General features: G+C 62.6%; 20 protein-coding genes and 2 pseudogenes. 10 read left to right on the forward strand and 12 right to left on the reverse strand.

Annotated features, from left to right (window positions below; all coding sequences use genetic code 11):
- Positions 1-189: 189 nt before the first annotated feature.
- Positions 190-492 (forward strand): hypothetical protein, encoded by a 303-nt coding sequence (locus HMA55_RS06810; RefSeq protein ID WP_181192316.1) that lies wholly within the window; start codon positions 190-192, stop codon positions 490-492.
- 64 nt (positions 493-556) lie between these two features.
- Positions 557-1,132, forward strand: coding sequence for a hypothetical protein (locus HMA55_RS06815; RefSeq protein WP_181192317.1), 576 nt, complete (start codon positions 557-559; stop codon positions 1,130-1,132).
- Between the two features lie 116 nt (positions 1,133-1,248).
- On the opposite strand, the gene HMA55_RS06820 is transcribed toward HMA55_RS06815, so the two are convergent.
- Positions 1,249-2,508, reverse strand: coding sequence for an SdrD B-like domain-containing protein (locus HMA55_RS06820; RefSeq protein ID WP_181192318.1), 1,260 nt, complete (start codon positions 2,506-2,508; stop codon positions 1,249-1,251).
- Between the two features lie 1,178 nt (positions 2,509-3,686).
- Between HMA55_RS06820 and HMA55_RS06825 the strand changes: the two genes are divergently transcribed.
- The 3 genes from HMA55_RS06825 (at position 3,687) to HMA55_RS06835 (ending at position 6,575) form a co-directional block, all read left to right on the forward strand.
- Entirely contained in the window at positions 3,687-4,955 is a 1,269-nt protein-coding gene (locus HMA55_RS06825) for a hypothetical protein (protein WP_181192319.1), read from the forward strand.
- The gene (locus HMA55_RS06830; RefSeq protein ID WP_181192320.1) at positions 4,939-5,463 is read left to right on the forward strand and encodes a hypothetical protein; all 525 of its coding nucleotides are present in this window, start codon (positions 4,939-4,941) and stop codon (positions 5,461-5,463) included. Before HMA55_RS06825 ends, HMA55_RS06830 begins: the two co-directional genes overlap by 17 nt.
- Before the next feature lie 767 nt (positions 5,464-6,230).
- Positions 6,231-6,575 carry a hypothetical protein gene (locus HMA55_RS06835; protein ID WP_181192321.1) on the forward strand — a complete coding sequence of 115 codons (345 nt, stop codon included), beginning with the start codon at positions 6,231-6,233 and terminating at the stop codon, positions 6,573-6,575.
- Positions 6,576-7,341: 766 nt separating this feature from the next.
- Here the strand turns inward: HMA55_RS06835 and HMA55_RS06840 are convergent.
- From HMA55_RS06840 to HMA55_RS06850, 3 genes and pseudogenes are all read right to left on the reverse strand, one after another.
- Positions 7,342-7,938: a cadmium resistance transporter gene (locus HMA55_RS06840; RefSeq protein ID WP_181192322.1), complete on the reverse strand. Its 597-nt coding sequence runs from the start codon at positions 7,936-7,938 to the stop codon at positions 7,342-7,344.
- Positions 7,938-8,297 (reverse strand): Cd(II)/Pb(II)-sensing metalloregulatory transcriptional regulator CmtR, encoded by a 360-nt coding sequence (cmtR, locus tag HMA55_RS06845; protein WP_181192323.1) that lies wholly within the window; start codon positions 8,295-8,297, stop codon positions 7,938-7,940. The genes HMA55_RS06840 and cmtR overlap by 1 nt, the downstream gene beginning before the upstream one ends.
- A gap of 533 nt (positions 8,298-8,830) precedes the next feature.
- A pseudogene (locus HMA55_RS06850) lies at positions 8,831-9,211 on the reverse strand (glutathione-dependent formaldehyde dehydrogenase); the annotation flags it as partial.
- A gap of 14 nt (positions 9,212-9,225) precedes the next feature.
- Here HMA55_RS06850 and HMA55_RS06855 point away from each other — a divergent pair.
- Both HMA55_RS06855 and HMA55_RS06860 read left to right on the forward strand, forming a co-directional pair.
- Positions 9,226-9,594: pseudogene (locus tag HMA55_RS06855) on the forward strand (YceI family protein); the annotation flags it as partial.
- A 338-nt stretch (positions 9,595-9,932) separates the two neighbouring features.
- Entirely contained in the window at positions 9,933-10,769 is an 837-nt protein-coding gene (locus tag HMA55_RS06860; RefSeq protein ID WP_181192325.1) for a polysaccharide deacetylase family protein, read from the forward strand.
- Here HMA55_RS06860 and HMA55_RS06865 read toward each other — a convergent pair.
- From HMA55_RS06865 to HMA55_RS06890, 6 genes are all read right to left on the reverse strand, one after another.
- Positions 10,766-10,996 (reverse strand): PspC domain-containing protein, encoded by a 231-nt coding sequence (locus HMA55_RS06865; protein ID WP_181192326.1) that lies wholly within the window; start codon positions 10,994-10,996, stop codon positions 10,766-10,768. The genes HMA55_RS06860 and HMA55_RS06865 overlap by 4 nt on opposite strands.
- A 90-nt stretch (positions 10,997-11,086) precedes the next feature.
- Positions 11,087-11,560: a MarR family winged helix-turn-helix transcriptional regulator gene (locus HMA55_RS06870; RefSeq protein ID WP_181192327.1), complete on the reverse strand. Its 474-nt coding sequence runs from the start codon at positions 11,558-11,560 to the stop codon at positions 11,087-11,089.
- Between the two features lie 11 nt (positions 11,561-11,571).
- Positions 11,572-14,220 carry an AAA family ATPase gene (locus tag HMA55_RS06875; protein ID WP_181192328.1) on the reverse strand — a complete coding sequence of 883 codons (2,649 nt, stop codon included), beginning with the start codon at positions 14,218-14,220 and terminating at the stop codon, positions 11,572-11,574.
- A 3-nt stretch (positions 14,221-14,223) separates the two neighbouring features.
- On the reverse strand, positions 14,224-15,396 hold the full coding sequence (locus HMA55_RS06880; protein WP_181192329.1) for a metallophosphoesterase family protein: 1,173 nt from the start codon (positions 15,394-15,396) through the stop codon (positions 14,224-14,226).
- Positions 15,397-15,453: 57 nt separating this feature from the next.
- Complete coding sequence (locus HMA55_RS06885; protein WP_181192330.1) at positions 15,454-16,266, reverse strand: SWIM zinc finger family protein; 813 nt, start codon at positions 16,264-16,266, stop codon at positions 15,454-15,456.
- Complete coding sequence (locus tag HMA55_RS06890) at positions 16,263-19,364, reverse strand: DEAD/DEAH box helicase (RefSeq protein ID WP_181192331.1); 3,102 nt, start codon at positions 19,362-19,364, stop codon at positions 16,263-16,265. Before HMA55_RS06890 ends, HMA55_RS06885 begins: the two co-directional genes overlap by 4 nt.
- Positions 19,365-19,515: 151 nt before the next feature.
- Between HMA55_RS06890 and putP the strand changes: the two genes are divergently transcribed.
- From putP to HMA55_RS06905, 3 genes are read left to right on the forward strand one after another with little or no spacing between them, the layout of a single operon-like run.
- Positions 19,516-21,084: a sodium/proline symporter PutP gene (gene putP / locus HMA55_RS06895; RefSeq protein WP_181192332.1), complete on the forward strand. Its 1,569-nt coding sequence runs from the start codon at positions 19,516-19,518 to the stop codon at positions 21,082-21,084.
- A gap of 6 nt (positions 21,085-21,090) precedes the next feature.
- The gene (locus HMA55_RS06900) at positions 21,091-21,708 is read left to right on the forward strand and encodes an HNH endonuclease family protein (RefSeq protein WP_181192333.1); all 618 of its coding nucleotides are present in this window, start codon (positions 21,091-21,093) and stop codon (positions 21,706-21,708) included.
- Between the two features lie 33 nt (positions 21,709-21,741).
- The gene (locus HMA55_RS06905) at positions 21,742-22,224 is read left to right on the forward strand and encodes a DUF2269 domain-containing protein (protein ID WP_181192334.1); all 483 of its coding nucleotides are present in this window, start codon (positions 21,742-21,744) and stop codon (positions 22,222-22,224) included.
- Between the two features lie 162 nt (positions 22,225-22,386).
- Here the strand turns inward: HMA55_RS06905 and HMA55_RS06910 are convergent, their stop codons facing one another.
- Together HMA55_RS06910 and HMA55_RS06915 are read right to left on the reverse strand one after the other, a co-directional pair.
- Positions 22,387-23,172: a chymotrypsin family serine protease gene (locus HMA55_RS06910; RefSeq protein WP_181192335.1), complete on the reverse strand. Its 786-nt coding sequence runs from the start codon at positions 23,170-23,172 to the stop codon at positions 22,387-22,389.
- A gap of 129 nt (positions 23,173-23,301) precedes the next feature.
- On the reverse strand, positions 23,302-25,419 hold the full coding sequence (locus HMA55_RS06915; RefSeq protein WP_181192336.1) for a DEAD/DEAH box helicase: 2,118 nt from the start codon (positions 25,417-25,419) through the stop codon (positions 23,302-23,304).
- Between the last annotated feature and the right edge of the window lie 362 nt (positions 25,420-25,781).

Below are 25,781 nucleotides of genomic sequence, written 5' to 3' on the forward strand. Positions count from 1 at the left end.
CTATCGCATTGGTTCTACGCCGAATGTATTGCCTAACTCTAAACGGTTTACCTGCTCCACTGTGAGTCCGGCCCGCCCAGAGCGGCTCCGGTTAGGTGGCACGGGGTAGATCGTCGGTGCCCCGGCTTCGCGAGAATCTTGAACCCCCGCTGTAGCGGTGCATGAATCTGGACGGCACAATGCCCGCCCATGACTGCACAACGACATGAAAACAGCGGTCGCGGGCGTAGTTCGGCGTGGTCGCAGGAGGCCGCCCCGGACACGTTCTACGCCAAGAAAATGCACTCGGCTTCCGACACGTACCCATACACCGCTGTCCGAGTCGAGGTGCGAGACGGGGACTTCACACTGCTGTCCGTCCACTGGTCGGCGGCGCTGGCGCTCAAGGAAGTCGGCGAGCGTCTCGCCCGCGGTGAACAGGCCGCGGCATACCTTGCCCGCTGGGACCGTATTGAGTCCGAGGGCGACCCGCGGCTGAAGGAGACGTCCTAACCTGCACCGAACTGCCTGCCCCTGGACTAGCGGGTGCCGGCGAGAGGTAGGCAGGCTACCTTCCATGCCCCACCACAACGCAAAAGCAGCGACACCACACCGCTGTACCGAAGAAAAGAAAACTACGACCCCACGCGCGCAGAAGGAGGTGTTGCTCTCGCTTGACGTGTTCTTCAACCGGGACGAACTGGTCACAATGAACCGGTTCCTCCGCCGCCACCCCGACAGCGTCCGCGTTGTCGGAGCTGACGGTGAGCACGTTCACCTCGACGTGTTCCAGGCCATGAAGTTTCTGACCACGCTGGTCAAATACTCCGACCAGGACAACGGCATGCTCACACTGGAGGCCGACGCAAACCCGCGTCACCTGACGTACTACGAGCGGGACAACCTCGTGCCCGCCGACCAGTTCGACCAGAAAGAGCTGGCGGCCGACGACGTACCGAAAGAGGACGCGCCCCGCGAGCTCCTGGACGCAATGTTTTGTCAGGACACCTGGGAAGTCTGGACCGCGGAAGGCATAGAATTCCTGGCCCGTTGCAACGACTTTGAGGAGGCTAGGCGCATAACCCAGTCCTTCCGGGACGAAGGAGTGCCGGCGCAGTTAAGCAGGACGGTCCGAACCGTCTACCCGGTCTAGTTGGTAAACACAAAGCCCGTCTAGGTGAACGAGGAGTGAGTTCACCTAGACGGGCTCTTTTATGTAGTTGTCCACCAGGGCGCGGAGGAGTGTGAAAACGCGCCCTGGAGGTTCTTTTACTGGATCGCTGTCTTGCGGCGGCTCACCACAGCCAACGCGACCAGAGCCGCGAGGACCGCGCCCAGGCCAGCCAGTGCGTACGAGTTCGCGCCAGTGGTGGCGAGCGTCTGGCGCACGGTCTCAACCGGGGTGGCAGGCTTGCCTTCCTCGACCGGAGCTGGCGCGTCCTCTCGGACGAAGCCCCAGTCATTGCCGGTGTCTTCTTGGCCGGCAACCACGGTGGCCGCCTTGTCCTCGAAGAACAGCTCGCCGCCGTCGGGACCGTAGACGGCAATGCCGTACTCACCGGGCTCAAGCCCGTCGAACTTGTAGAAGCCGTTCTCGTCCGTAGTGGTGCGGGCAATTTCCTTGCCGTCCTTGTAGGCCACAACGGTCAGGCCCGGAATACGCTCGTCGCCGTCATTGACGTGCTTGGATCGGTCCTCGTCCCAGACCACGGTGCCGGAGAAGGCTCCCGGAATGACCGGGGTGTTCGGGGTGTCAACGACCGGAGCGTTCGGGGTCGGCTGCTCAACGACGGCCGGCACGTCCGGGGTCTCGGTTACGGTCTCGCGGACGGTGGTCGGCTCACCCGGCTTGGTCTCAACCACAGTGGTCTTTTCGCCCGGGATCTTGACGGTCTCGGTGACCTTCTCCGGAGTGGCAGTTACCGTGGTCGGTTCCTGCTTCTCGGTTGTGGTCACAGTCACTGGCGGGACCTTGACGGTCTCCGTCTTGTTCTCGACCACGGTGGTCGGAACCTGTTGGGTCACGGTCTTCTGCGGCAACGTAGTGGTCTCAGTGACCTGCTTCGGGGTCTCCGTGACCGTCACTTGCGGAGCAGTCACCGTCGAGGTCTTGGTGGACGCCTTCGGCGTCTCCGTCACGGTTTCCTTGTCCGGGGTGTGGGTGACCGTCTCGGTCTTCGGAGTTTCGGTCACCGTCTCCTTCTGCGGGGTCTCCGTTACAGTCTCAGTCTCCTTTTCAGGAGTGAGCGTGACCGTCTCACGCTGCGGGGTTTCCGTGACGGTTTCAGTAGTCGGGCTCTGCGTCACGGTAGTCGTTGCGGACTCCGTAGTTGTCGCCGTCGTGGTCTCCGTCTTCGGGGTTTCCGTTACCGTCGTAGCCGGAGGGGTGACGGTGGTGGTCACGGTAGACGGCAGGGTGACAGTTGTTGTCGGCGGCGTGACGGTGGTCGTTGACGGCTCAGGCGTTTCGGTTACCGTTTCGGTGACGGTTGTCGGCTCGGGGATTTTGCAGTTAACCGCGGCTTTCAATGAGTAGATAGACTGAAAACCTCCGCCTTCAACCTCGCTACCATCTGAGTAATAATAGTAAGTTGGATATGGTTTCCCGCTGTACGATTTTTCAGGTATCACGAAGTCGTTTCGCATCTTTCCAAAAGGAGTGTCAGCGAGCGGGTTATCGCCTTTCTCTTCCCAGTCGATAGTCTGGAAGTTGTTGCGACTTGGCCGATAGTAGTTTCCGGGGGCAAAACGCCTGTCCGCGACTGGGGTGAATCGCCCTTCGAGTTGCGTAAATTTTACGTTTGCGTCCTCGCGCAACACGTAGGTCGGATCACTCTCCGGACCTGTGACTTCGTACTCTTCCACGGAAGAGAAATCCATATGTGTAGGTGAATTGCCACAGCTAGTGTAGCCGTCGGGGGTCTTCGCCTCAGTGAGGCGAACGTTCCAACCAGGTCCCGCCCCCTCGTAAGGGAATATGAACGCAAAATGTCCTGGACGAGGGTCCATATCCTCGAAAATAAACCTTCCGCTCTCGCGGTCGATAAACCGGCCTTCGTACAAATCAGATTTCCAATAGTCAAACTCCGGCAGACCGCCCTGGCCGTTACTCCGGGGACTCCAGTTGTCGATAATCCGCATTTTTTCCAACGTCGCGGCTTTCTCCTCGGCCGAGAGGGAGCCATAGGAAAGGTTCTCAGCAAGTTTCTCACGCGACGGTGTGACGAATTCTAGCTCCCACTCAGAGCCTCCAATGTGCTGACCGCTCTCATCGACCTTTTCGAAGTAGACCAGAGTATCTGAGAAGGCCGCCTCCGCCAGCGGCATCCCCGCAACCGCCGCGCCACCCGCAACGGCTACCGCAGCGAGCATCGCCGCGGACTTCTTTGCGACATCGTTTCGTCGACCATCTGTTTCATTACGGCCTTTTCGACCAAAGAGAAAACCCATCAGGTTTCACACTCCTCATACTGTTCAGATTGGACCAGTCCTGGACTTCTGACCAGGCGGTTTCTTTCAGACTAAGTCGACGAGACCAAAAACAGCGACAAAAATATTGAACTTAAAGTTTTTGTACACCCGGCCGTGTTTGCGCAGGCCACTCCGCATATACGGCCAGTTCATTCAACTCAACCCTCGAACCGACCTTTTAGGAGGTTTGTTCTAGTCCCCTGCCCCCGTGTCGGCCCGTCATGCACACTGGGCCCATGACCACACCTCACGAGCACGACGAAACCCCCGACCAGCCAGACGACAACAACCACCCCGAGAACTCCGGCGACGGCACCGACGAAAGCACCCCCGAGCCCGACTTCCTCGACCGTCCCATATCCGACTTCAAGGACGGTGAACTCGATGACCTCTGGCGCAAACACGACCCTGAGGGTTACGCCAAGTTCCAAGAGAATGCCCGCAAAGCGCTCGGCTCACTGTTCAAGAAGATCGACATGCCGCCTTTTCACCACGTCATTGACACCTCGAAGTTCGCCTCCGCGTTGACAGCCGACGCATGGAAGTCGCTCGCAGGTCTTGAAACGCCCCGCCTTACTCCGCTGCTGCAACCAGAAGTCGCCAAGACGTTCACCGGCATACACCTCGACCCGTCGAACCCGGCCACCCTTGGCCTTCGCCAACACGCCGTAGACGCGGCCGCGGCGTTCGCACCAACCGTGGACATGAAAAAGTTCTACGGCCCGGTCATAGACGCCCAAAAGCTGCTTGCGTTCAACGGCGCGCTCAAACTGGGAGAGCAATTCCAGCGCTCACTCGACAAGACCTACGCAGACATTGCGAAGTCTCTTGCCGGCCTTGGCGTTGTGGACACCTCGGCCCTCAAAGAAGCACAGCAAGTTTCCAAACAGTACGCCGACCTCGTTGCACCGCTTGGCACCAAAGAAGACCCGCTGCCGTACTTGGAGCAGTTCCACAACGACTTCCTCGTCTTGTACGCCTCGCTCGTGCTCGCGGCCGGCCGTCTCGAAAACCTCGTCGCTGACCTGTGCGAAATACACCTCGGCAAGAAGCACCTCCACGGCGCCAGCGTTGCCGCCCAGCAGCGAGTAGGAAACATGCGACAAACCCTAGAGGACCAGAAGAAATGCGCCACTTGCAGCGAGCTCGCTAAAGAGGCCAAAGACCCTTTGGACCGTCGCAACCTCCTTGTTCACGGCGACTGGCTGGTTGGAGAAGAAATTGCTTCCGACGAGCTGAAAGAGCGTCACGCCTGGTACTGGCGGATCTCGCGCACGTCTCGGGTCACGAAACGGAAGCCTATGAACAACGACGAAATGCAAGCGCTGGCCGCCGAATGGGACGCGGGCAAGACGAAAACGCTAGGCGACCTGTTCCACTCGGAGGTGGTCTCGCTCGGCTTGGTGACCGCTTACGTCAACAAATTCGCTGAGCTCAACGAGAAGTTGGAGAAGGAGCTCGAACGGCATGAGAACGAGCGAGAAAAACGTGAAGCGAACGCCTAGCCCGGACAACGCAGAGCACAAGGAGAATGACCAAACCATGAAGAAGATCTACTACCGAAACCACAACGCCCTTCCGAAAGCAGTCCTGGCAAGCCAGAACGAAAACGGCTCCTGGACCGTCGAAAAGCAAGCCGTCGCGGGGTCCATTCCGCTTAACGAGGACGGTTTCCGTTACGAATACCGCGACGAGCCCCGAGACGGGGACAGTTGGACCACCGGCCACCAAGACTTTGGTGGAGCCAAAGGAATTGCGGAAGCCATTGCAGACGGTGCCGAACCGCGGTGGCTCACCACGAAAGAAGAAGTTCAGCAGTGGGCGGAAAAGCACCCTGAAGCCTGGTTCCTCGACCTAAACATTCTGGGCGTGTTCAAGAGGGAGGACTTGCCCTGGGGCACGGTGCGAGACATTGAGGAGAAGTTCACGCTCGACTGGGACCGGGACGATGACTGGGCGTTGCCGCTTGTTGTGCTCGTGCCCGCCGAGGAAGCCGCTGGACGACAGGGTTAGTGGTCATGTGTCGTGTAACCGGAGGCGAAACCCGGTGTAACCGGGGTGCAACCGCGGACCTGATATAACTGGTCAAGAGGTTTCGTGAAAGCCCCTTAAGGGGGGTTTCGGTTAACTTTTCCGTTCAATTCAGGAAACTCCTTCCAGGTTAAACCCGGTTTTCAAAATTCGGTAACTTTGTCAGAACCTATCCCCGACAACGCGAAAACCAGCCGGTTTTTGAGCCTTACAAGGCTTTGCCGGCCGGTTTTTTGTGTTGAAACTGGTGTTGCTGCACGACCTGTAGGCCACTCGGCGTGAAGTCCTCGAAAACTCCAGCCGGTGGCCTGTGGTTGTTACGCCGCCTTCGGTGGCGCGTTGTCGCCCAACTTCCACTGCTCAATGTCGTCAGCGTCAGGCTTGCGGCCACCCCGTGGCGGTGGCGGAGTCGGCTTCTGGGACGTATTTGTACGCGACCAGGCAGCAGCGTCGAGCATGGCAAGGTTCACCCCACTGCGGCCATGGCCATGCACAGCATTTGTGCTGCCCAACCGCGCATAAGACGGGTCGTCACGTCTCCGGCACCCTGGTAGGAACCGTTCTTGAGCATGGCGTTGCGAGACTCAATGGTGTTGCGGCGGCCGTACCCTGATTGAAAGGGAACGTGAGTGAAGTGTGTTGGCCACAAGAGGTTGCGCTGGATAGAACGTGGCACCACCATCCCCATTCCTTTAACTTGGAACGGTGCCAGGGAGACTTTACAGGGGAGTCCAAATAAGGAGGCTCTAATGAAATTGTTAAAAACCCCACTCTGGAACCTAGAGGGTGGCGAACCGGTAGACGTTGACCATCATGTTGTTCGGATTAAGCTGTACAAAGATGAAGTCGTTGCGGAGTTTACGATTTCAGAGCTATGCAGCTTTTTTGGCCTTAAGGATCTGCATTGTTTGCGGCTACAATTTGAGGTCTGGCATGAATTGGCATCGTTCGAATGGGACTCTGAGGAATGTGTGCATCTTGAGCAAAAGCCGTTCACGGACTACCTTCACGCTTCAAAGATTTCCCATTGCTACGCTCCCCCCTCTCCTGATGCTGATCGTGGGGGATGGGAATGGGGGATGAAAAAGCTGTGAACATTAGGTTAAGTTCTCGGGGTGTGAACCAGAACGGGACATCATCCCACCATTAATTTTGTTAACTTTTCGGCTATCTTGCGAAGCATAAGTAAATGCTCCCGTGCTAGCGCACGGGGAACCGTATATTGCTTACAGCCTGTCCAGTTTCTTGGCCCGCCCGCGTGGCAGAATGATTCCCGCGCGAGGATCGGTAGGGGTTTCGCTTCGAGACTCGGGGGGTTTCCGGAACGGGGGTCGTTGCGGGGTGTGTAAGGAAGCGGTGGAAAACGTGTAAGCCGCCGCGGAAGCGGCGGCGAGTCTAGAGGTTGGGGAGTTTACTGAATGTCCCTTAAGGGGGGTTTCACGAAACTGTTCCAATCTTTTCACGAAACCTCTTGCCGGCCGAAGGAAAACGGCCGCGAACACAAAAATGACCCGCTCCGCTCGCTCGGAGGGGTCATTTTTCTTTGTCTAAACGCGGTTTTAGGCCGAATTTCGGCTCTCGACAACGAGCTCTAGGCCACGGGCTTCGTTCTCGTTTGAGAACCAGCCGGTGGCCTTGGTCGGGCTACGCCGCAAGCGGTGGCGCGTTGGGGAAAGCGTCGGTGCTAGTCTCATTGCGTCCGCGGGTGAAATTGCGTAGCCGAAAGTTTAATTGCTGGGATTCTGTAAACTCTGTGTGATTAGATTCACACGCCCCGACAGCGCTTCAAAAAGGCCTTCCAGGCGTTATAGGAGCCACCGATAACGCCCGGTCGGGGCCGTTTGGAACGCTGCCGCTACGTCAGAGCCCGAAGGCTCCGCCGCTGACGAGGATCACGATGCCGAGGCCGATGAGAACGATGGGAAAGAGGATGTGCTCAAAGCGTTCGAGCACTTCCGCGATCGGGGGGCGGGTTGCGACGAACTTTGCCAGGGCCACCAGGACCGCAACGAGCACGAGGAAGATAACGCAGTAGGCGACTACTGCGAGAGGTTCCACGCTGAGGAATACAGGGGTGTAGACGCCGATATTGTCGCCACCGTTGGCAAAGGTGACGCCTGCGACCGTCCCCACGCCGACCTTCTTGCCGGCAACCTTAGCCTCGTCATCGTCGTCATCGTCTCCGCGCCAGGCCTCCCATGCGGCCCAGAGGCCGATGCCCAGAGGGATGAGACCAAAGTATGGAATGGCTGCCGGGGGCAGAAATGCTCCGGCGCCGATGGTCACAAGGATCGCGGCGACGAGGATGCCGGCAAATCCGAGGTACTGGCCGGCCAGAATACGCGCGGTGGTGCCACTCTGGCCTGCCCCTCGCGCGAAGAAGAGGGCGAGCACGATGATGTCGTCGATGTTGGTAGCTGCGAACAGGCCTATCGCCTGCAAGACCGTGGTGAGCATTACGCACCCTCCCCAGCTGCGTAGCACCCGGGAAGCGTGCAGGCGGGATCCATGCACGGGGCGTCTTCGTCTACTGCCAGGGTTGCATCGACCAGTGCCGCCAGTGCCTGTGCCAGGTGCGGATCGGCGATCTCGTATCGTGTCCGACGCCCCTCGGGCTCGGAGACGACAATCCCACAATCGCGCAGGCATGCCAGGTGGTTGGACACGTTCGGGCGTGTCAGGTCCAGATCTCGGGATAGTTCCGCCGGGTAGGCGGGATGATCGAGCAGGGTCAAGATGATCCGGGATCGAGTGGGGTCGGCCAGTGCACGACCCAGGCGGTTCATCACGTCGAGACGCGAAGCAATAGTCAGCATGCACTGAACTATACAGCGAGCACTGAACTAGTCAAGTTCCGGGTAGCGGTGCAGCTGTGTGCGCTGCTCAAGAGACAGTGAAAGTAGCAGAGATGGCGCAGATTCCGGCAAAGTTGCGAAAACAGCTGAACCACGCTCGTTTCTGATGATCGGCCCATGTGCGATTTGTGCCGTGCCGCAGGCAACCGAATTGGCTCGAAGTTCCGTAGCGTTGAAAGTTTCCGCTCGAACCATAAGTCACCGGAGGTGCTCACCTTTGACGAACTTGTCGAACGTTCACTGTGGAGCGTGGAGCTTGCCGAGAGGCAGGAAAAGTCGGAAGCGGAATTTCCTGACTTCCCGTTCTCAAGAGCGCTCCTGCTCACGTCATAAATTTACTACTGTCGTGTAACCGGAGGCGGAACCCGGTGTAACCGGGGTATAGCCGAGGACCTGATATAGCTGGTCAGGAGGTTTCATGAAAGCCCCTAAAGTCTCGAGACATCGTTCCTACGGTGTCTCGAGACTTTATATTTGTGTGCCGACCAGGGGCTTTACGACTTCAGTACGACCTTGATGCAGCCGTCTTCCTTCTTCTGGAACTTCTCGTACATCTCGGGAGCCTCGTCGAGCGACGCGGTGTGCGTCTTCAGGTCGAGTACGCCGAGCGGGTCGGACGGGTCGTCGACCAGCGGGAGGATATCGTCGGTCCAGTTGCGCACGTTGCACTGGCCCATCCGCATCTGCACCTGCTTGTCAAACAACGTCATCATCGGCATCGGGTCCTTCATACCGCCGTAGATGCCGCTCAGCGAGATGGTTCCACCGCGCCGCACAGCATCAATGGCGGTGTAGAGCGCGCTCATGCGGTCAATACCCGCGTTTTGCATGGCGGCGCGGCCGAGCGGGGACGGCAGCAGACCCGTAGCAGCCTGCCTCCGGCACCGTGCGCACGGCAAGCGTCGACACCAACAACGAGGACCGCGACGCCCACGTACGCGGTGAAGACTTCTTCGCGGTAGATCAGTACCCGGAGATGACGTTCGCCTCTACCAGCTTCGATATCGACGAGGCCGGCAACGGCACGGTGACGGGCGACTTGACCATCAAGTCCACCACCAAGCCCGTCACGTTCGAGGCGGAGACCTTCGGCGTAGAGGAAGACCCGTTCGGCAACACCCGCATCGGCTTCGAAGCGCGCACCACGATCAACCGCCTCGACTTCGGCATCGACTTCCAGGCACCGCTGAACTCCGGCGACATGCTGGTCAGCGAGAAGGTTGCCATTGAGATCGAGGGTTCCGCAATCAAGCAGTAGCGGCTGCGTTCTCCAACGCACCTCTAGACGAACACTCAGCTGCACGTCACCCTCTTCAAACGTGCGCGTCCCATACTTGTCTTGCACGCCAAGGAGGGGCGTGACACGGGAAACAATGACAGCGAAGCGGCCGACCCTCGACAGGGGGCCGGCCGCTTCGTGGATGAAACGGCAACGCGACCTATACCGTCGGTGAGTGTCTCATCGCGGCTGCCGGCGCTGATTGCCAACGCGGGATGTGTTGTCACCCCTGTTGTTTCACCGTCCGCCAGCCGAACAGTGCGGCTCCCGCTTTCCCCGGGCGCGCATGCACCGGTTCAGCACTACACTGACGGAGCATGCTGAACAGGAGATCTTTCATGTCCGTCGCCGCTGCGGCGGGCGTGTCTGCGCTGGCTGGGTGCGCGTCTTCGCGCGAGACAGCAGTGACGGAGACCGCCACCATCACCTCCACCTCCCGCGAAACAGTTACGGCCTACGCCGGCCCCGAACGGTATGCCGGGCGGGCGCCTGTTTTGTTCGGCTCGTCGTTGCCCGGCATTGTGGAAACAGTGCCTACCGTTCCGGGCAGGCGCACCATCGCGCTGACATTTGACGCCTGCGGTGGACCCCACGGATCCGGAGTAGACCAACAACTGGTGGACACGCTTCGGCAGCATTCAGTGGCCGCGACGCTGTTCCTCAGCGCGAGTTGGATGAGAGCGAACCCCGATGTGACACGGCGCTTGGCGGCCGATCCCCTGTTCCGGTTAGAAAACCACGGCACGCGCCATCTGCCGCTGACAATCAACGGGGCTGCGGCGTACGGCATCCCTGGCACGGCAAGCCCGGCAGAGGCCATCGGGGAGATAGACGGCAACCGGGCGTTATTGGCCGAATACGGGGTTGAATCCAACTGGTTCCGCGCGGGGACTGCGCACTATGACGACGTAGCCGTGGAAATAGCCCGAGGGCGCGATGTGCGCATCGCGGGCTACACCGTCAACGCCGACTTTGGTGCGACGGCCACCCCATCCCAAGTAGCAACCTCAATCGTGGATGCGCCCGACGGGGCGATCGTGCTCGCGCACATGAACCACCCCCATTCGGGCACAGCTGATGGGGTGCGCCGAGCGCTCGAACACCTGCGGGGAGAAGCCGTGCGCTTTACGTTCCTGGACGGAACGTTGCCCTAATATTCGGCGGGCATGATCATCCAGGCGATGCCGTAAGCCAGAAGGCCGGGCCAGATACCGGCAAGAGCCAGAAGCACGAAAATAACGCGTACGACAGTGGCATCGACATTAAGGTACTTGGCCACTCCACCACACACGCCGGCGATGTATTTGTCGGACATGGAACGCTCAAGGCGCTTCGGGGAGTTATCCGGGGTGAAGTTCTGCGGGGTGTACGGGCTAGACATTGCACAATCCTTTCGTTGTTAGGACTCGTGGTGCCAATCAAACCCCTGTAAGCACTGTCCTGCAAGGCTGCCTACCCCGGTGGAGCCCGTCTAGCGCTGGTCAGGATGCGATACGTCCGCCTCGAGGACGTCGGTGAAGAACCCGCGGAGCTGTGCGGACCGGTCCTCGTCCAGGTGATCGAAAACGAGGCGGCGCACTGTCTCCACATGGTCGGGCACGGCGTCTTGGAGCCGCCGCATCCCCTCCTCGGTCAGCGCTATCAGCACACCACGAGCGTCCCCAGGGCATTTTTCCTTCGCGAGCAACCCCCGCTTCGCCATGCGGGTGACTTGGTGCGAGGCCCGGGACCGGTCCCAGCCCAATTCCGCGCACAGCTCACGCAGGCGCAGCGTGCGCTCCTGCGCTTCTGAAAGCACAACGAGCACCGCGTACTCCGACGACGACAGATCGCTTCCTGCCTGCAGCCGGTCGTCGATGGTGCGGGAGATGGCGGTGAAACCGGAAATCATCAACCGCCAGAGCTCCTGCTCGTCCTCTTCAAGCCATTGCGGTTGTGTAGTCATACCAAGCGATGTTAGTTGATCGTTGACTGCGGAGCTTTCAGTTCGTCCATCGAATATGTCCGCGCGGCAGCGACGCGGTCGAAGCGTTGCGGAAAACACGTCAACACAATCACCTGGGCGGTTTTACCCACCTGCGTGAACAAGGAGTTCATGCGAGCAAGACGGTCGGGATCGGTGGCCCCCAGCGCGTCGTCCACCACCACCGGCACCGGCGAGGTCGAGCCGCTGGCGGTGACCAGATCCGCGATGGCGAAACGGGTGAGAATGGCCAGCTGCTCCTTGGTGCCGCCGGAAAGCTGATCCAGAGGCACGCTCACTCCGTCGACGGTGCGTTCGCTGACCGTGAGATCGTCCGTCAGGTTGAAATCCACGGTCGGGCCGAAGAGCACGCGGGCACGGGCGCGGATCGCGTCGTTGAACGGGGCGGAATAACGGGCGCGGGCGGCATCGCGGTACTCATACATGGTTTCTCGCAGCAGCTTGACGGCGTCGGCGCGGCGGGTAGTTCGGGCCAGCTCGGTCTCCGCAGCGTCCAACACTGCGGCGGCCCGGTCGGCCTGTTCAGCGGCGCCAGCAGCGATCTCGATGCGGCCAGTCAGTTCGGTAATACGGTTTCTGGCTTCACTGCGGCGCTTTTCCAGGTTGTCCACCCTGACTTGAGCGCCCTCGAGCATGTGCTGCGCTGTCTCCGGATCCGCAGCAGCGAGCTCCGCTGCAAGCGCTGCGTGCGTGTCTTTGGCGGCACGCTCCTGTTCACGAGAGTGTTCGACGGCACGGTCCAGGGTCTCTTTCGGGGCGGCCTGCTCCGCCTGCTCCAGCTCGGCGGCGGCGTGGCTTGCTTCGGACTGTTTGGACTCGAGCCTGGTTTGCACGATGGTCAGTTCGCTGGCTGCGCTGCGGTCTGCGTACGGTTTCAACGCCGCTTCGGCCGCATCTACGTCTTTTTCGGCACGGTCGAGGGCTTTTTGAGCACCTTTGACGGCGAGCTCCGCCTCGTGTTCGTTTTCGGGGAGCTCAAGGCTATCGACGGCAAGCTCCTCCACCTGCCCCGCCAAACGGACGCATTCGGCTTCCAGCTCGTCCGCATCGGTGCCCGCCAGCGCGTCATCGCGGCGCTGGCGGGCGGATTTCACGTCGGCCTCGTGCGCCTTGCACGCATCGCGGGCGGCGCGCGCCGCGTCTACATCCGCGCAGCCGAGCTTCTCCAACGCGCGCTCCAACGCGTCCTCGGCTTGCTCCACGGCCCGGTGCGGATCCTCAGCACCTTGGGCTGCGCGAAAAACCATGTCGAAGTCGCCCAGGGCAATCTGCGTACCCTCGAACACCGCGATGGCTTCGGTGCCGTCCACCGCGATCTCTTCGCCGTCGACTTGAATCGTCTTGCCGGCGGCGGTGATCTCCAGCTTGGCGGACGCGGCCTCACGCAGGCGGCGCTGCAGAGTCAATTCGCCCTCCGCCTTTTCAAGCGCTCGGACGTCGGCGTCCGTGACCACTGGGGTCGGAGCCGTTTTGAGCAGGCCTGCGTACGCCTCCTCCGCCTCGCGGATGAGTTTGAGCTGATCGGTGACGGCCGTCAGGCGCCGAGAAGCACGCACCGCATCACGAGCGTGTTCGGCCTGGCGGAGGCCCGCGCGGAGCTCTGCAACGCGGGCCTTCGCCGCGTCGATATCTTCGGTGATCTGCGAAATCTTCGCACGTTCGGCGTCGCGCGCCTCTTGGGCGGGAGCGAGCTTGCCACGCAGAGTACGCTCCTCGTCGCGCAACGCCTCCACTCGCTCGGTGAGGGCGGATCGCTCCGCGCAATCCTGTTCCGCTCGCTGGCGGGCCACGGTGGCCCGGTCCAGCTCCTCGGACGCGGAGGTGGCCTTGTCCTGCAATTGGCTCGCCTGCGCATAAGCCTCCTCCCGCTCAGCGAGCTCCTCATGTGCCTGCGGAAGCTCCGCATCAACGGCGCGGATCTCGTCTTCACGGCGGGCAACCTCGTCCACGTAGGCGGAGAGATGCTCCACCTCCGCCTCAGCGGCGCGCAGCGCCTCGCGGGCCGCATCCACAGCGTCAGATTTCGCGGCGAAAGAGGCCTTTTTCTTGGGCGGGGACGCAGCCGTCCAGTACCGGGAGTACTCCGCCTCAATCACCTGCATGAGCTCGGTGTCTTCCTCGCCTGAGTGCCCGGTTCCGGACTCCGTGTCTAGAGCCTGCGAGATCGACGGGATACCGGCAGCCGCGATGCCGGGCTCCAAATCCCCCTGGCGCAGAAACAGCGTTTTAGCCAAGCTACCGTCTATTTCCCCGGCGATGATGCGCGCCAGCTCGTCGTCGGCCTGGCGCCCGGTGAAGTTCTTGTGCACCGGCGAGGAAATCTCCAGCTCCGAAAGCTTGCCCTTGAGCCATCGCTTGCGGATGGTAAACCTGGTCTCCCCCACCGTCGCAGTCATGGTGACCTCGGGTGATGCGTCGCGGCCAACGGGCGCAAAAACCTTGATTTTCTTGCCTCCGGCAGAGTGGCGTTCTTGCAACACGGTGTCGATGGCGTCCAGGATGGTGGACTTGCCTGCCTCGTTCTGGCCATGAATGACAATGACGCCGGTGTCCGGCAGGTCGTGCAGCTCCAGGTGCTCGATGGCGCGGAAGTTATCGATGACAAGGTCGTGGATGCGCATGGCCTAGTCCACCTCCCTGGACAGGCGGAACAGCAGGTTCACGGCATCACGCGCTGTCGCCCGCTGCGCGTCGGACGCCGCACTGTCGCCCGCAGCTTGCCCCACGAGCTCGCGCATCGCCTCTTTGGCAAACCCGGTAAGGGGCAAGTTTTCCATCTCTTCGTCTCCGGGTTCAAGGTGCAAGCTCATCAACCGCTCCCGCGGGTACAGCGCCGCAAACACAGGCTCCAAATCCGCCAACTCGCGCTCGAGCGTGCGGGTGTCTTCCAAACCGAGCGTTCCAGTCAGCGCGTATTTAATTACCGTGCGGTCTTTTTCCGGGTACGCCTTAAGGTCCGCAACGACATCCGCCACGTCGTCTGCACCAGTTACCTCCCAAGACCGGGCCTCAAACGTCCACGTGCCGACAGGGACCTTTTCCACCTCGACCTGTGCGTGCAAACCGTCCTTGTCCACCGTGACCAGCAAGGCGTTGCCGGAGTCCACCTCGCCGCCAGCTACGCCTGGGGTGCGGTCAAAGTAATCGGTGGTCTCGGGCGCACCAGAGAACCAGACGCGTTTCGAGGCGGACAGTGACGCAGTGGAGTGGGTGTCGCCGAGCGCGACGTAGTCAATCACCCCCTGTTCGATGGCGGCGTCGAGGTGCACCACGTCGATGAGCGCCTGTGCGTCCTCTTCCCCGAAACCTTCAACCGCGCCGTGGCCGACGAGGATGCGGATTGCCTCCGTGGGTTCGAGGCCGCGGATCGCCTTCGCGCACAGATCTTCGGAAGCGTGCTTGGTCAGCAGCGGGGCACCGACGATCTCCACGCCTTGGCGCACCACTACCGGCTCAGAGTCTGCCAACACCGTGACCCCCTCAATCCCCTCGGTGCGATGGAAGATGCTGTCTGCCACTAGTGGGTCGTGGTTGCCCGGCAGCAGGTAGACCGGCACCGGCAGCTTACGCAGCACCTCAAGCGCGCGGCCGACGGTGGTCGGTTCAAGGGAGTTGTGTTCGAAGACATCGCCGGCGACGACGATGAACTCCGCGCCGCGCTCTTGAGCGAGCTCGCCGAGGCGGGTGACGGAGCGCAACCGTGCGTCGTCGAAACGCGACTGCGCTTCCGGCGAGAGGAACTTTCTGCGCATGCCCAACTGCAAGTCTGAGGTGTGGATGAACGTGGTCCGCGTCATGTCATATACACCTACCACCCCTGCCGACACCCGGCACGATATATTCGAACATGCGTGCTATCGCGTCAGCTCGTCGTAAAGATCCTCAATGTCCGCCACCGCTCGCAGCTGGTCGATGTTGGTGAAAGAAACGGTCTGCATCGCGCGGTGGAGCAGGTCAAGGTCGGAGTCCTCGATCATCGGCGCAACTTTCGGCCGCGGCAGCTCCGGCATGTCGCGGCCGGACCAGAAGTACTGAGAGCCCGGCGCCGCGTTCTCCCGCGCGAGGTCGTCGGCCTGGTTGCGTTTGCGATTCTCCAGCTCATCCAGCGTGAGCCCCCGCATGGCAAAGACGACCGCCGGGTCGGAATCGATCAGCTCCGCGGCGCGTTGCGCGAGCGCGACGGCGTGCTTGCACACATCTGCCCCGTCGGGGCAATCGCAAGAGAAGGTGACCTCCGCCGGGGCGTCGCAAAGCAACACGTCCAAGACGTCCTCGGCGATGGTGCCGGCTTTAGCCGCGGCGATGGAACCGGGCGAGCGAACGAGGGTGCTGGTTGCGCTGCGAATCGCCTCACTTGAGCGCTGCGGGAGATACATGGCCACCCGAAACGGCTCGTTCTGGCTCCCCACGACCTCCCCGCGAACCCCTTGCATCACCGCACGCAGCGCCACAACGTGGCCGCGGGCCGCGTATTCCGCCCCACGTCTGGCGCGGCCGATGTCGGTTTGGCGCACCGCCGCGTTGTACACGCGCATCGCCGCAGGCGACAGCGCGCGTGTCGGGGACGGTTGCAGCGCATCCCCGCCCGTCTCCGCGGCGCTGGACACTCGTTTTCGGGCACCAAAGTTGGCGTAGATGACGTTGTCTTTTTTCGGTCGCTGGCTCACTTCTGCCCCCTGTAGCTGATCAGTTGCGCGAGTTCGTCGGTGCCAAGCTCGGTAATCCAGCCCTCACCCTGGCCCACTACTGCCCCAGCGAGTTGGGTTTTGCCGTCCAAGATGTCCTGGATGGACTCCTCCATCGTGCCGCGGGTGATGATCTTGTAGACGGTGACGTTCTTGTCTTGGCCGATGCGGAAGGCGCGGTCAGTGGCCTGGTTTTCCACTGCGGGGTTCCACCAGCGGTCCAGGTGGATCACCATCGACGCGGCGGTGAGGTTCAGCCCCGTGCCGCCCGCTTTCAGGCTGAGGATCATCGCGCGCGGACCGTCCGGTTGCTGGAAGCGCTCCACCATCGCGTCGCGCGCCGCCTTCCCAACGCCGCCGTGCAGGAACGGCACGTCCTCGCCCAGGCGGTCGCTCAAATACGGCTTCAAGATGTCTCCGAACGCCTTGTACTGGGTAAAGATGAGCACGCGCTGGTCGGTGCGCGCGGCTTCCTCAAGCAGCTCCATGAGCTTTTCCACCTTGCCGGAGCGGTGGCGACCCTTGTCAGTCACCGGAGAACCGTCGCCTAGGAAGTGAGCAGGGTGGTTGCAGATCTGCTTAATGCGGGTGATCGTGGCCAGCACCAGCCCCTTACGCGCGATACCCTTGCGCTGCTCGAGTTCGGCCTGCATGCCGTCCACCAACGCCTTGTATAGCGCCGCCTGCTCTGGAGTCATATCAACGGCGATCACGTGCTCGGCCTTTTCCGGCAGATCCGAGATGATCGCGGTGTCCGTTTTCAGCCTGCGCAAAATGAACGGCGCGGTAAGGCGCTGGAGGCGCTCCCCCATCTCGTCCGCCATCTCCGGGTCCCGGCGCGACTCGATGGCTTTGGCGAAGTGGTTGCGAAAGAACGATTGCGATCCGAGCATGCCGGGGTTGACAAAGTCCAGGATGCTGCGCAGCTCAGAGAGCTTGTTTTCAATCGGTGTGCCGGTGAGCGCGATGCGGTGGCGGGCGGGGATCGCGCGCACGCTTTTCGACGCCTGCGTGCCCGCGTTCTTGATCGCCTGCGCCTCATCCAGCACCACGTGGTCCCACTGCACCGCTGCCAAGTCCTTGGCGTCGCGTGCAACCGTGCCGTAGGAGGTGACAACGATGTCGGCGCCGTCCGCTGCTTCGAAGAGCTCGTCGCCTTTGAGCCTGCCACTGCCGTGGTGGACTCGCACCCGCATGTCGGGCACGAAGCGGGCAGCCTCGCGCGCCCAGTTGCCCACCACCGAGGTCGGCGCGACGATAAGCGTGGGCCCACGCCGGACGCCTTGGGCCTGTTCCACCGCGAGCAGCGTCAGTAGCTGCAGCGTCTTGCCCAGGCCCATGTCGTCCGCCAGGACAGCGCCGAGGTTGTTGCGGGACATGAAGTAGAGCCAGTCCACCCCGCGCCGCTGGTATTCGCGCAGATCGGCGGTGACGGTTTCTGGCACCTCCACTCGTTCGGGCGCGGGGCGGTCTGTGCCCCCGACGAGCGAGGTGAACCACGGCGAACCTGTGAACTCGATCGGGCTGTCCGCTCCCGCTTCCAGGGCGAGCTGGCGTAGCTCCGCGGCGGAGACGACACCCTCTCCTTCGGCCGCCTTGAGGCGCTCGTACTCCTCCTGGGCCGACTGGGCTATGGCCTGCAGCTCTTCGGCATCGTCGGAGCCTGCGGCCTGTGCGATCCGGGCGCGTTTGATCGCGGCCTCCGCCTCGCGCTTGGCGTTGTCCACTGAGGTGTCGTGCAGCGACTCTAGGTACTTCGCCGTTTTTGCAACCTCGCGTGTGTCCGCCAGCACCCACTCGCCGCGCAGCTTCACCAGCCCCGACTTGGACTTCACCAGCTGCGCCATTTCCTCATCCGTGAGTTCCACGCCGCCCACAGACAAGCGCCAGTCGTACTTGACCAGAGTGTCGAAGCCCATCATGGTCACCGTGGACGAATCGTGGGGATCCTTGTGCTCGCTCACCTTCAGCTTCGAGGCTGTCTCCGCTGTCGCCCACGCCCGTGGGAGCATCACCACAAACCCCTTCGCGCGCAGCAGCGGCGCGGCCTCGCGCACGAAGGTGACAATCTCCTCGCCGCGCAGGTACAAGTCCCAATCGCCCGCGTCCGGGTCCACGCCGTAGTCCACCACGGAGCGGAACCTGCCGCGCTCCGCCGGATCCACAAGAGACGTCACCTGAATCGCGCGGTTGAGTTGCTTGCGCAAAGCGTCCGCGGTGGCCGAATCGAACTCGCCCAGCCGCACGGGACGGGGCGAATCCGTCGTCGAGCGCACCTGCACGCGGACGGGCCACTGGGTGTTGTCCCCGGATTCGTCCGCCTGGTCCGGCGACTCCGCAATAAAAACCAGTTGCAGGTTGACGGCGGTGATCGTGCCGTTCCAGTCCCCCACCTGCCGGGCAAGGCTGGCTCCGCCGCGGCGCAGGGGAAGGCTGTGCAGCAGGGACTTCACAAAGTCGTGCCACGGGTAGGGCCTCGTCGCCGATTTCGCCACCGCGCCCTGCAAGCGCGACGAAGCTATCCAGTGCGTAAACGTCTGGGCACAGTCCTCGCTCAAATTCGGGTTGTTCACCGTGAGTACCCCGGGAGACGCCGCGACCATTTCAGCCAACCAACTGCGCTCCTCCACGCCGGTGCCCAACTGCCATTGCGCGTACCACTGCCCGTCCTTGTACGGAACATGGATGCTCACCCGCCCGGCGCGGACGAACTGCGTCAAGCCGTTATACATGCGCAGCAGCCAGTACATGTCCGGGGCGATAGCGTCGCGCTGGGCCGGGGTGGCGGCAGGGGAGTCCCCGTCCAAGTGCGCCAGGTTTTCCAGGAAACGCACCGCGTCCTCCGGCGCGAACTTCGCCACAGGTGCCTTCAGCCACACTTGCCGCCCCTTTGGCGTTTGGACGCCGATGGTATGGCGGTGGCGGAACCGTTGGCCGTCGATAAGCGAATGCACGATCGGCGGGAACGTGCCGGGCGGCACGTCATCCATGGTCACAATCCGGTGGCCCTGTACGCGCTCAACCCACACCGTCAGCCCGGACTCTGCTAGCCACAGGCCGTGGAGGAGGTATTCAGGCATACCCACCCTTATACCACCCGCGCCGACACACCCCCGGCTCGTTTTCGTACAGCCCGTTTCGCCCTGCACACGGCGATTGGCGGAGTTGGCGATAGCTGTGTCGGGGCATGGTTTAAAGTGTGCGGGAGCTGACGAGAATGTGAGGGAGCTCATGTCCGACAATTTCTGGCTGGTCTTGGCTATTGTCCTGTACTTCGGGCTGATGGTCGCCATCGGTTTCTATTCGTGGCGCAAGACGGAGAAGTACGACGACTACGTGCTCGGCGACCGCGGTTTGAGCCCCCTCGTTGCAGGACTGTCCGCAGGTGCGTCCGACATGTCCGGCTGGCTGCTCATGGGCTTGCCCGGAGCCCTGTTCGTTGCCGGCATGAGCGAGCTGTGGATTGTCATCGGCCTCTTCGTCGGCACCTGGGCGAACTGGAAGTGGATTGCCCCGCGTCTGCGTGCGTATACGGAGGTGGCGAAGAACTCGATCACGCTGCCCAGCTTCTTTGAAAACCGCACCCACGACACCTCCCGCATGCTTCGGTTTACCGCGGCCGTGATCATCATTTTCTTCTTCACGTTTTACGTCTCCTCCGGCATGGTCTCCGGCGGGCGCTACTACGAGTCCACTTTCGGCGGGGATTACCTGCACGGCGTGCTCATCGTCGGTTCCATCACGGTGCTCTACACCTTCATCGGCGGCTTCCTCGCCGTCAGCTACACCGACGTGGTGCAGGGAGGGCTCATGTTTCTCGCACTCGTCACCGTGCCGCTGATGGCGCTGTTCGCGCTGGATAACCCCGCCGATATCTTCTCCTGGGCCACCTCAAACCCCTACGGACCGTGGGAAGAGGGCAACCCGACCTACTTCAACATGATCGCCGGGGTCTCCGCCGCCACCATCGTGGGCAACCTGGCGTGGGGCCTGGGGTACTTCGGCCGGCCGCACATTGTCACCCGGTTCATGGCGCTGCGCTCCCCGTCTGAGGCGAAGTCCGCCCGCCGCACCAGCACCGTCTGGGTGGCCATCTGCTACTTGGGTGCCATCTTCACCGCGCTGGTCGCCACCGTCTACTTCGGCCAAAAGTCCGCGTCCGTGACCGACCAAACCGGCTTTGAAACCGTCTTTTTGGACCTGGCACGCATCATGTTCCACCCGCTGATCGCCGGCATCGTGCTCACCGCGGTGCTCGCCGCGATCATGTCCACCATGTCCTCGCAGCTGTTGATCACCTCGTCGGCGCTGATCGAGGACCTCTACCGCATCTTCAACAAGAACCCGAACCACACCACGCTGCTGGTGCTCTCCCGCGCCATGGTGATTGCAGTCGCGCTCGTTGGCATGGCGCTGGCGATCAACCCGTCGGACACCATCCTTGGCCTCGTCGGTTTTGCCTGGGCTGGATTCGGCGCAGCGTTCGGGCCTGTGGTCGTCGCGTCGCTGTACTGGAAGCGGCTCACCGCTCCCGGCGCGATCGCGGGCATGATCGTCGGCGCCGTAACCGTGTTTGTCTGGGGTTCCGTGGACGCGCTTTCGGGTGCGATCTACGAGATTGTCCCTGGCGTCATCCTGGCCGGCCTGGCCATGGTCGTGGTCTCCCTGCTCACTCGTCCGAAGCCCGGCGTTGCCGAGGAATTCGACCGAGCCGCAGCCGCCACCGACTACGCCCTGGCCCACCCGGACGAGCCGTTCACCGAAGCGCTGCGGAACCGCGGAGGCGCATCCGCCGTCTAAGGGGGTATGCGCACCTACCTCACGCTCCTGACGGCACTGACCCTGCTCGTTGTGCCGTTTCCCACGGGGCGATTGCCTATCGACGTCCCTACGGTCGCCCACCGCACCACCATCCTCGGCTACAACAGGGCCGAGTTCGGCCCCGGCTGGGCCACCGGGCCGGACCGATGCGACACCCGCAGCCGTGTCATGGCCAGTGCCTTCAGTGCCTCCAGTGTCTCCAGCGCGGACTGCGCCCAGCCGTGGCCGCAGTGGGATGTTGAGGCCGTGCCCGATCCCTACACCGGCTCTCCCCTGCTGCCCCACGACGTTGAGATTGACCACATCCTGCCCGTCTCCGCTGCGTGGGACCTCGGCGCGCACCGCTGGGACGCCGCAACACGCGAGAGGTTTTACAACGACCCCGCCAACCTCATCGCAGTGTCCTCTGCCGCCAACCAGGCCAAGGGGGACAAACTGCCGTCGGAGTGGATGCCGGAAGCGAGGCGTTCACGCTGTGCGTATGGGCACCGGATGGTGAACGTGGCCAAACACTATGCGCTGCCGCTTCCCCGTGCGGACATGCGCGCGATCAGGAGGTCGTGCTCCGGTGTCGCGGGCCTTATCGCGCGCCGCGAGCTGTGAGGATTTTCCCACCATGCCGTAAGGTGAGCGCACATGACTACGTTCCTGATTTTCCTGCACGTCGCTGCAGCTATCCTGCTGCTCGGCCCAGTTGTCGTGTCCACCTCCATGTTCCCGCGCCAGGCCGCTGAGTCTCGCGCTGGCGGCGAGGAGGCCACTGGCCGCGCCTCGGTGCTCTACCGCATCACCAAGACCTACGGCATGCTGTCCCTGCTGGTGCCCCTTCTCGGTGCAGCTGTGCTGGCCTTCGACTGGGATGCGTACAAGTCCAACTACTGGTTCCACACCGCGATTGTGCTCTCCGTGATCGCATGGGCGCTGCTGCTGGCCATGGTGATCCCGCAGCAGCGCAAGATGATGGGCTCCCTGGGCGCCCTGCCTGCCTCCGACGCAGACCCGTCGGACTTGACCGAAAACTTCGAGAAGTCCAAGGCGAAGGCTACTGCCGGCGCTGGCATCTTCAACCTGCTCTGGATGCTCACCCTCATCCTGATGTTCTTGCCGTCCCCGGCGTAAGCGGCAAGTCCGGCTAGTTGGGCCCAGCTGTTGGCGATCTCCTCGCCATCAGCTGGACCTTACTCACTGAAAAGAAGCCCTCCTGATGCGTTCCCAGGGTTTGCGAAACGGGTGCCCAGCCACAAGCGAGCAAACAACGCGCACCCCCTCCACCTCAACCCCCTAGGAGTACCGCAGCGCCGATGGCCCCTGCACACCCAGGCTGGCAAAGAAGCGGAACACGCCGTCCACCACCACGCGCAGCGCCTCCGCCACGGGTCCGGTCAGGCCGTTGAACAGGGCGTTTTGGCCCCACACGCCCACTAGCCTAGCTTCGGGGACCGCTGGGCCGTCTTGGGGCACCATGCCGATTATGAAGTCCCCGCCGCGCAGAAACGGCAGGGGGTTCGATGTCCACATGCTGGACACCACGCCGATGAACCCGCGGCCCGGCACCCACATGGGGCCTCCGGAGTCGCCGGGGCGGCTCAGGGGCGCGTCGACGAAGAACGTGCCGTCGGCCGCACCAGAAAAGCGCCCGCAGGTCTGTGCGCCACGCGCCTGGGAAAAGTAGCAGACCGTCTCGCCGAGGCGGACGTCTCTTGGGTGGACCCGGGCGTCGCCGGTCAACCGGTTCCCGCCCACCCGCACGCCGGGGTCCCACTGGATGGCGGCCCAGTCGTTGCTCAAGTGCCCGTCGTATACCTTCGAGCGGTACAGCGTGCCAGCGCCGCCGCCACCAACGAGCTCCACTCGCGCGCCCTCCCGCCCGCAGTGCGCCGCGACCAGGCTACGCTGCCGGCCCGGTTCGTTGAACCCAACGGTGCAAATACCGGTGCCATGAACGTGTACCGCTGCCCCCTGCTCCACCGCTCGCATTTGCGCCTGCGCCGGCGCGGCCTGCAACCCCAGCGCCACGGCTGTGGCCAGGAAGGTACGGAAGATAACGTGCGCGCGGTGGGACAACATGCGGTTTAACCTACCCCGCTCGCAACTGGCGTTCGTACATAGGCGCGCGTTGGCCTATCGACGTCCAACGGTCACCCCTCAACAGCAAAAACAGCCGACGAATACGCCGGCTGTTCTCACGGAAACGCCCTAGTCGCGGTCGTAGCGTCCGCGTCCGCCGCGGTAGCCGCCACGTCCACCACGGCCACCCCGATCGTCCCTGTCGTCACGTCCGCGTCCGCCGCGGTAACCACCTCGGCCGCCGCGGTAACCACCGCGATCACCGCGCCCGCCACGTTCACGCGGCGGCGCACCGTGGTCGCGCTGGATGTTGATCAGCTGGCCGGAGATACGGGTGTCCTCCAGGCGGTCCAGCACGGCCCGGTCCAGGTTCTTCGGCAGCTCCACCAGCGTAAAGTCGCCGCCGATGGTGATGCGGCCGAAGTCCTTGGAGTTCAGGCCGCCCTCGTTGGCGAGCGCACCGACGATGGCGCCGGGGCGTACGTGATGGCGCTTGCCCACGTCCAGGCGGTAGGTGTCGAAGTTGCCGGAGTCGTCGAAGCGGCGTCCGCCCCGGCGATCCCCGCGGTCGTCCCGGTCAAAGCGGTCGCGGCCACGCCCGCCGCGGTCACGGCGGTCGTCCCGGTCGAAACGGTCGCGGCGGTCGCGCTTGTCTCGGGGCGGCTCCTTCATCAAGAACTCGTCGCCGGCAAGCGCCTGGGTGGCAAGTGCGGCGGCAATGTCGTCCATAGGCACATTGTTCGCCGCGCAGTACTCGCGCACCATGGTCTTGAACACCTGCAGGTCGGAGGCCTCGAGGGACTCGGTGATGGAGTCCATGAACTTGGACTTGCGCGACTCGTTGACCTCGTCCACAGTGGGCAGATCCATCTCTTCAATGGTCGCGTTGGTCACCCGCTCGATGGAGCGCAGCATGCGGCGCTCGCGCGGGGTGACAAACAGGATCGCCTCGCCGGTGCGGCCCGCGCGGCCGGTGCGGCCGATGCGGTGGACGTAGGACTCCGTGTCGTTCGGGATGTCGTAGTTGAGCACGTGGGAGATGCGCTCCACGTCCAGGCCGCGGGCGGCGACGTCGGTGGCCACGAGGATGTCCAGACGACCGTCGCGGAGCTGGTCCACGGTTCGCTCACGCTGCTGCTGGGCAATATCGCCGTTGATGGCGGCGGCGGAGAATCCGCGGGCGCGCAGCTTTTCGGCGATCTCTTCCGTCTCGTTCTTGGTGCGCACGAACACGATCATCGCCTCGAACTCCGTCACCTCGAGGATGCGGGTGATCGCGTCGAGCTTGTTGCGGTGCGCCGTAAACAGGTAGCGCTGCGTGATGTTGGTGTTGGTGCGGGTCTCCGACTTAACGGTGACCTCTTCCGGGTCGTTCAGGTAGTCGCGGGAGATGCGGCGGATCGCGTTCGGCATCGTCGCCGAGAACAGCGCCACCTGCTTGCTGTCCGGGGTGTCCTCCAGGATGCGCTCCACGTCTTCCTGGAAGCCCATGTTCAGCATCTCGTCCGCCTCGTCGAGCACGAGGAACTCCAGGTTGGAGATGTCCAGCGAGCCCTTCTCCAGGTGGTCGATCACACGCCCCGGGGTGCCCACGATCACCTGCGCGCCGCGGCGCAGGCCGGAGAGCTGGATGCCGTACGCCTGGCCACCGTAGATGGGCAGGATGTGCACGCCGCCTAGGTGGTCCGCGAAGGACTGGAACGAGTCCGACACCTGCAGCGCCAGCTCACGGGTGGGTGCGAGCACGAGCGCCTGCGGGTAGCGCTTGTTCGGGTCAATCTGAGAGAGCACCGGCAGCGCGAACGCCGCGGTCTTACCCGTACCCGTCTGGGCCAGGCCCACCACGTCGCGTCCCTGCATCAGCAGCGGGATGGTCTGTGCCTGAATCGGCGAGGGCTGCTCGAAGCCCACGCGCTTGACCGCCTCCACGACCTTGTCGGGCAGGCCGAGGGTTTCAAAGCCGTTTTCCGGCTTTTCCGGTTCAGATTCTTTTTCCGCGTCCTCGGCGTCTGCTTCAGTCTCGGGGTCGGCCGAAGGTTCGTCGCTAAGCTTCAGCACATCGTTGTCTTCTTCAATGGCCACGGTGTCCTCCGCGGCGCCGGTCTTGTCAGAAACGCCCGCATCCCTGGTGTCCTCTACTACGGCCTCAACGATCTCGGCCGCGACATCCTGCGGGTTATCCTGATTTTCCGACACATTCATGTCCGGCTCATTCTCGCCGCCGGTGGCGTTTTCGGAAATGCTCATCGCCTGCCAACCCTACGGCACACACCCCGTATTCTGCTATTTCAGGCATGTGCTTATCGACGAGCTCCGCAGCCCCACGCTTTTTGAATATTTTTCCCTGTTCCGCACACATCAAACGAAACAGCGTGTATGGTCAGCAACGTGATGAACAGCAACGCTCTCAACGCCTCGGCCGCTCAGGCCGAGCGTTTTGTGTTGCTGAATACCCAGCCGGCCCGCCTGCATCATCATCTGTAGCGCGGTGCCGGCTTTCCTTCGCCCCCTGCGCTAACAGCCTCTGCTGCTCCTAGCGCAGGGGGTTTTACGTTAGCGCCAGCTGGTCAGGCTCAGGTTGATCGCACCGCGCCCCCGGATCCGTCCGC

The organism is Corynebacterium wankanglinii (assembly GCF_013601005.1).
Lineage (GTDB): Bacteria > Actinomycetota > Actinomycetes > Mycobacteriales > Mycobacteriaceae > Corynebacterium > Corynebacterium wankanglinii.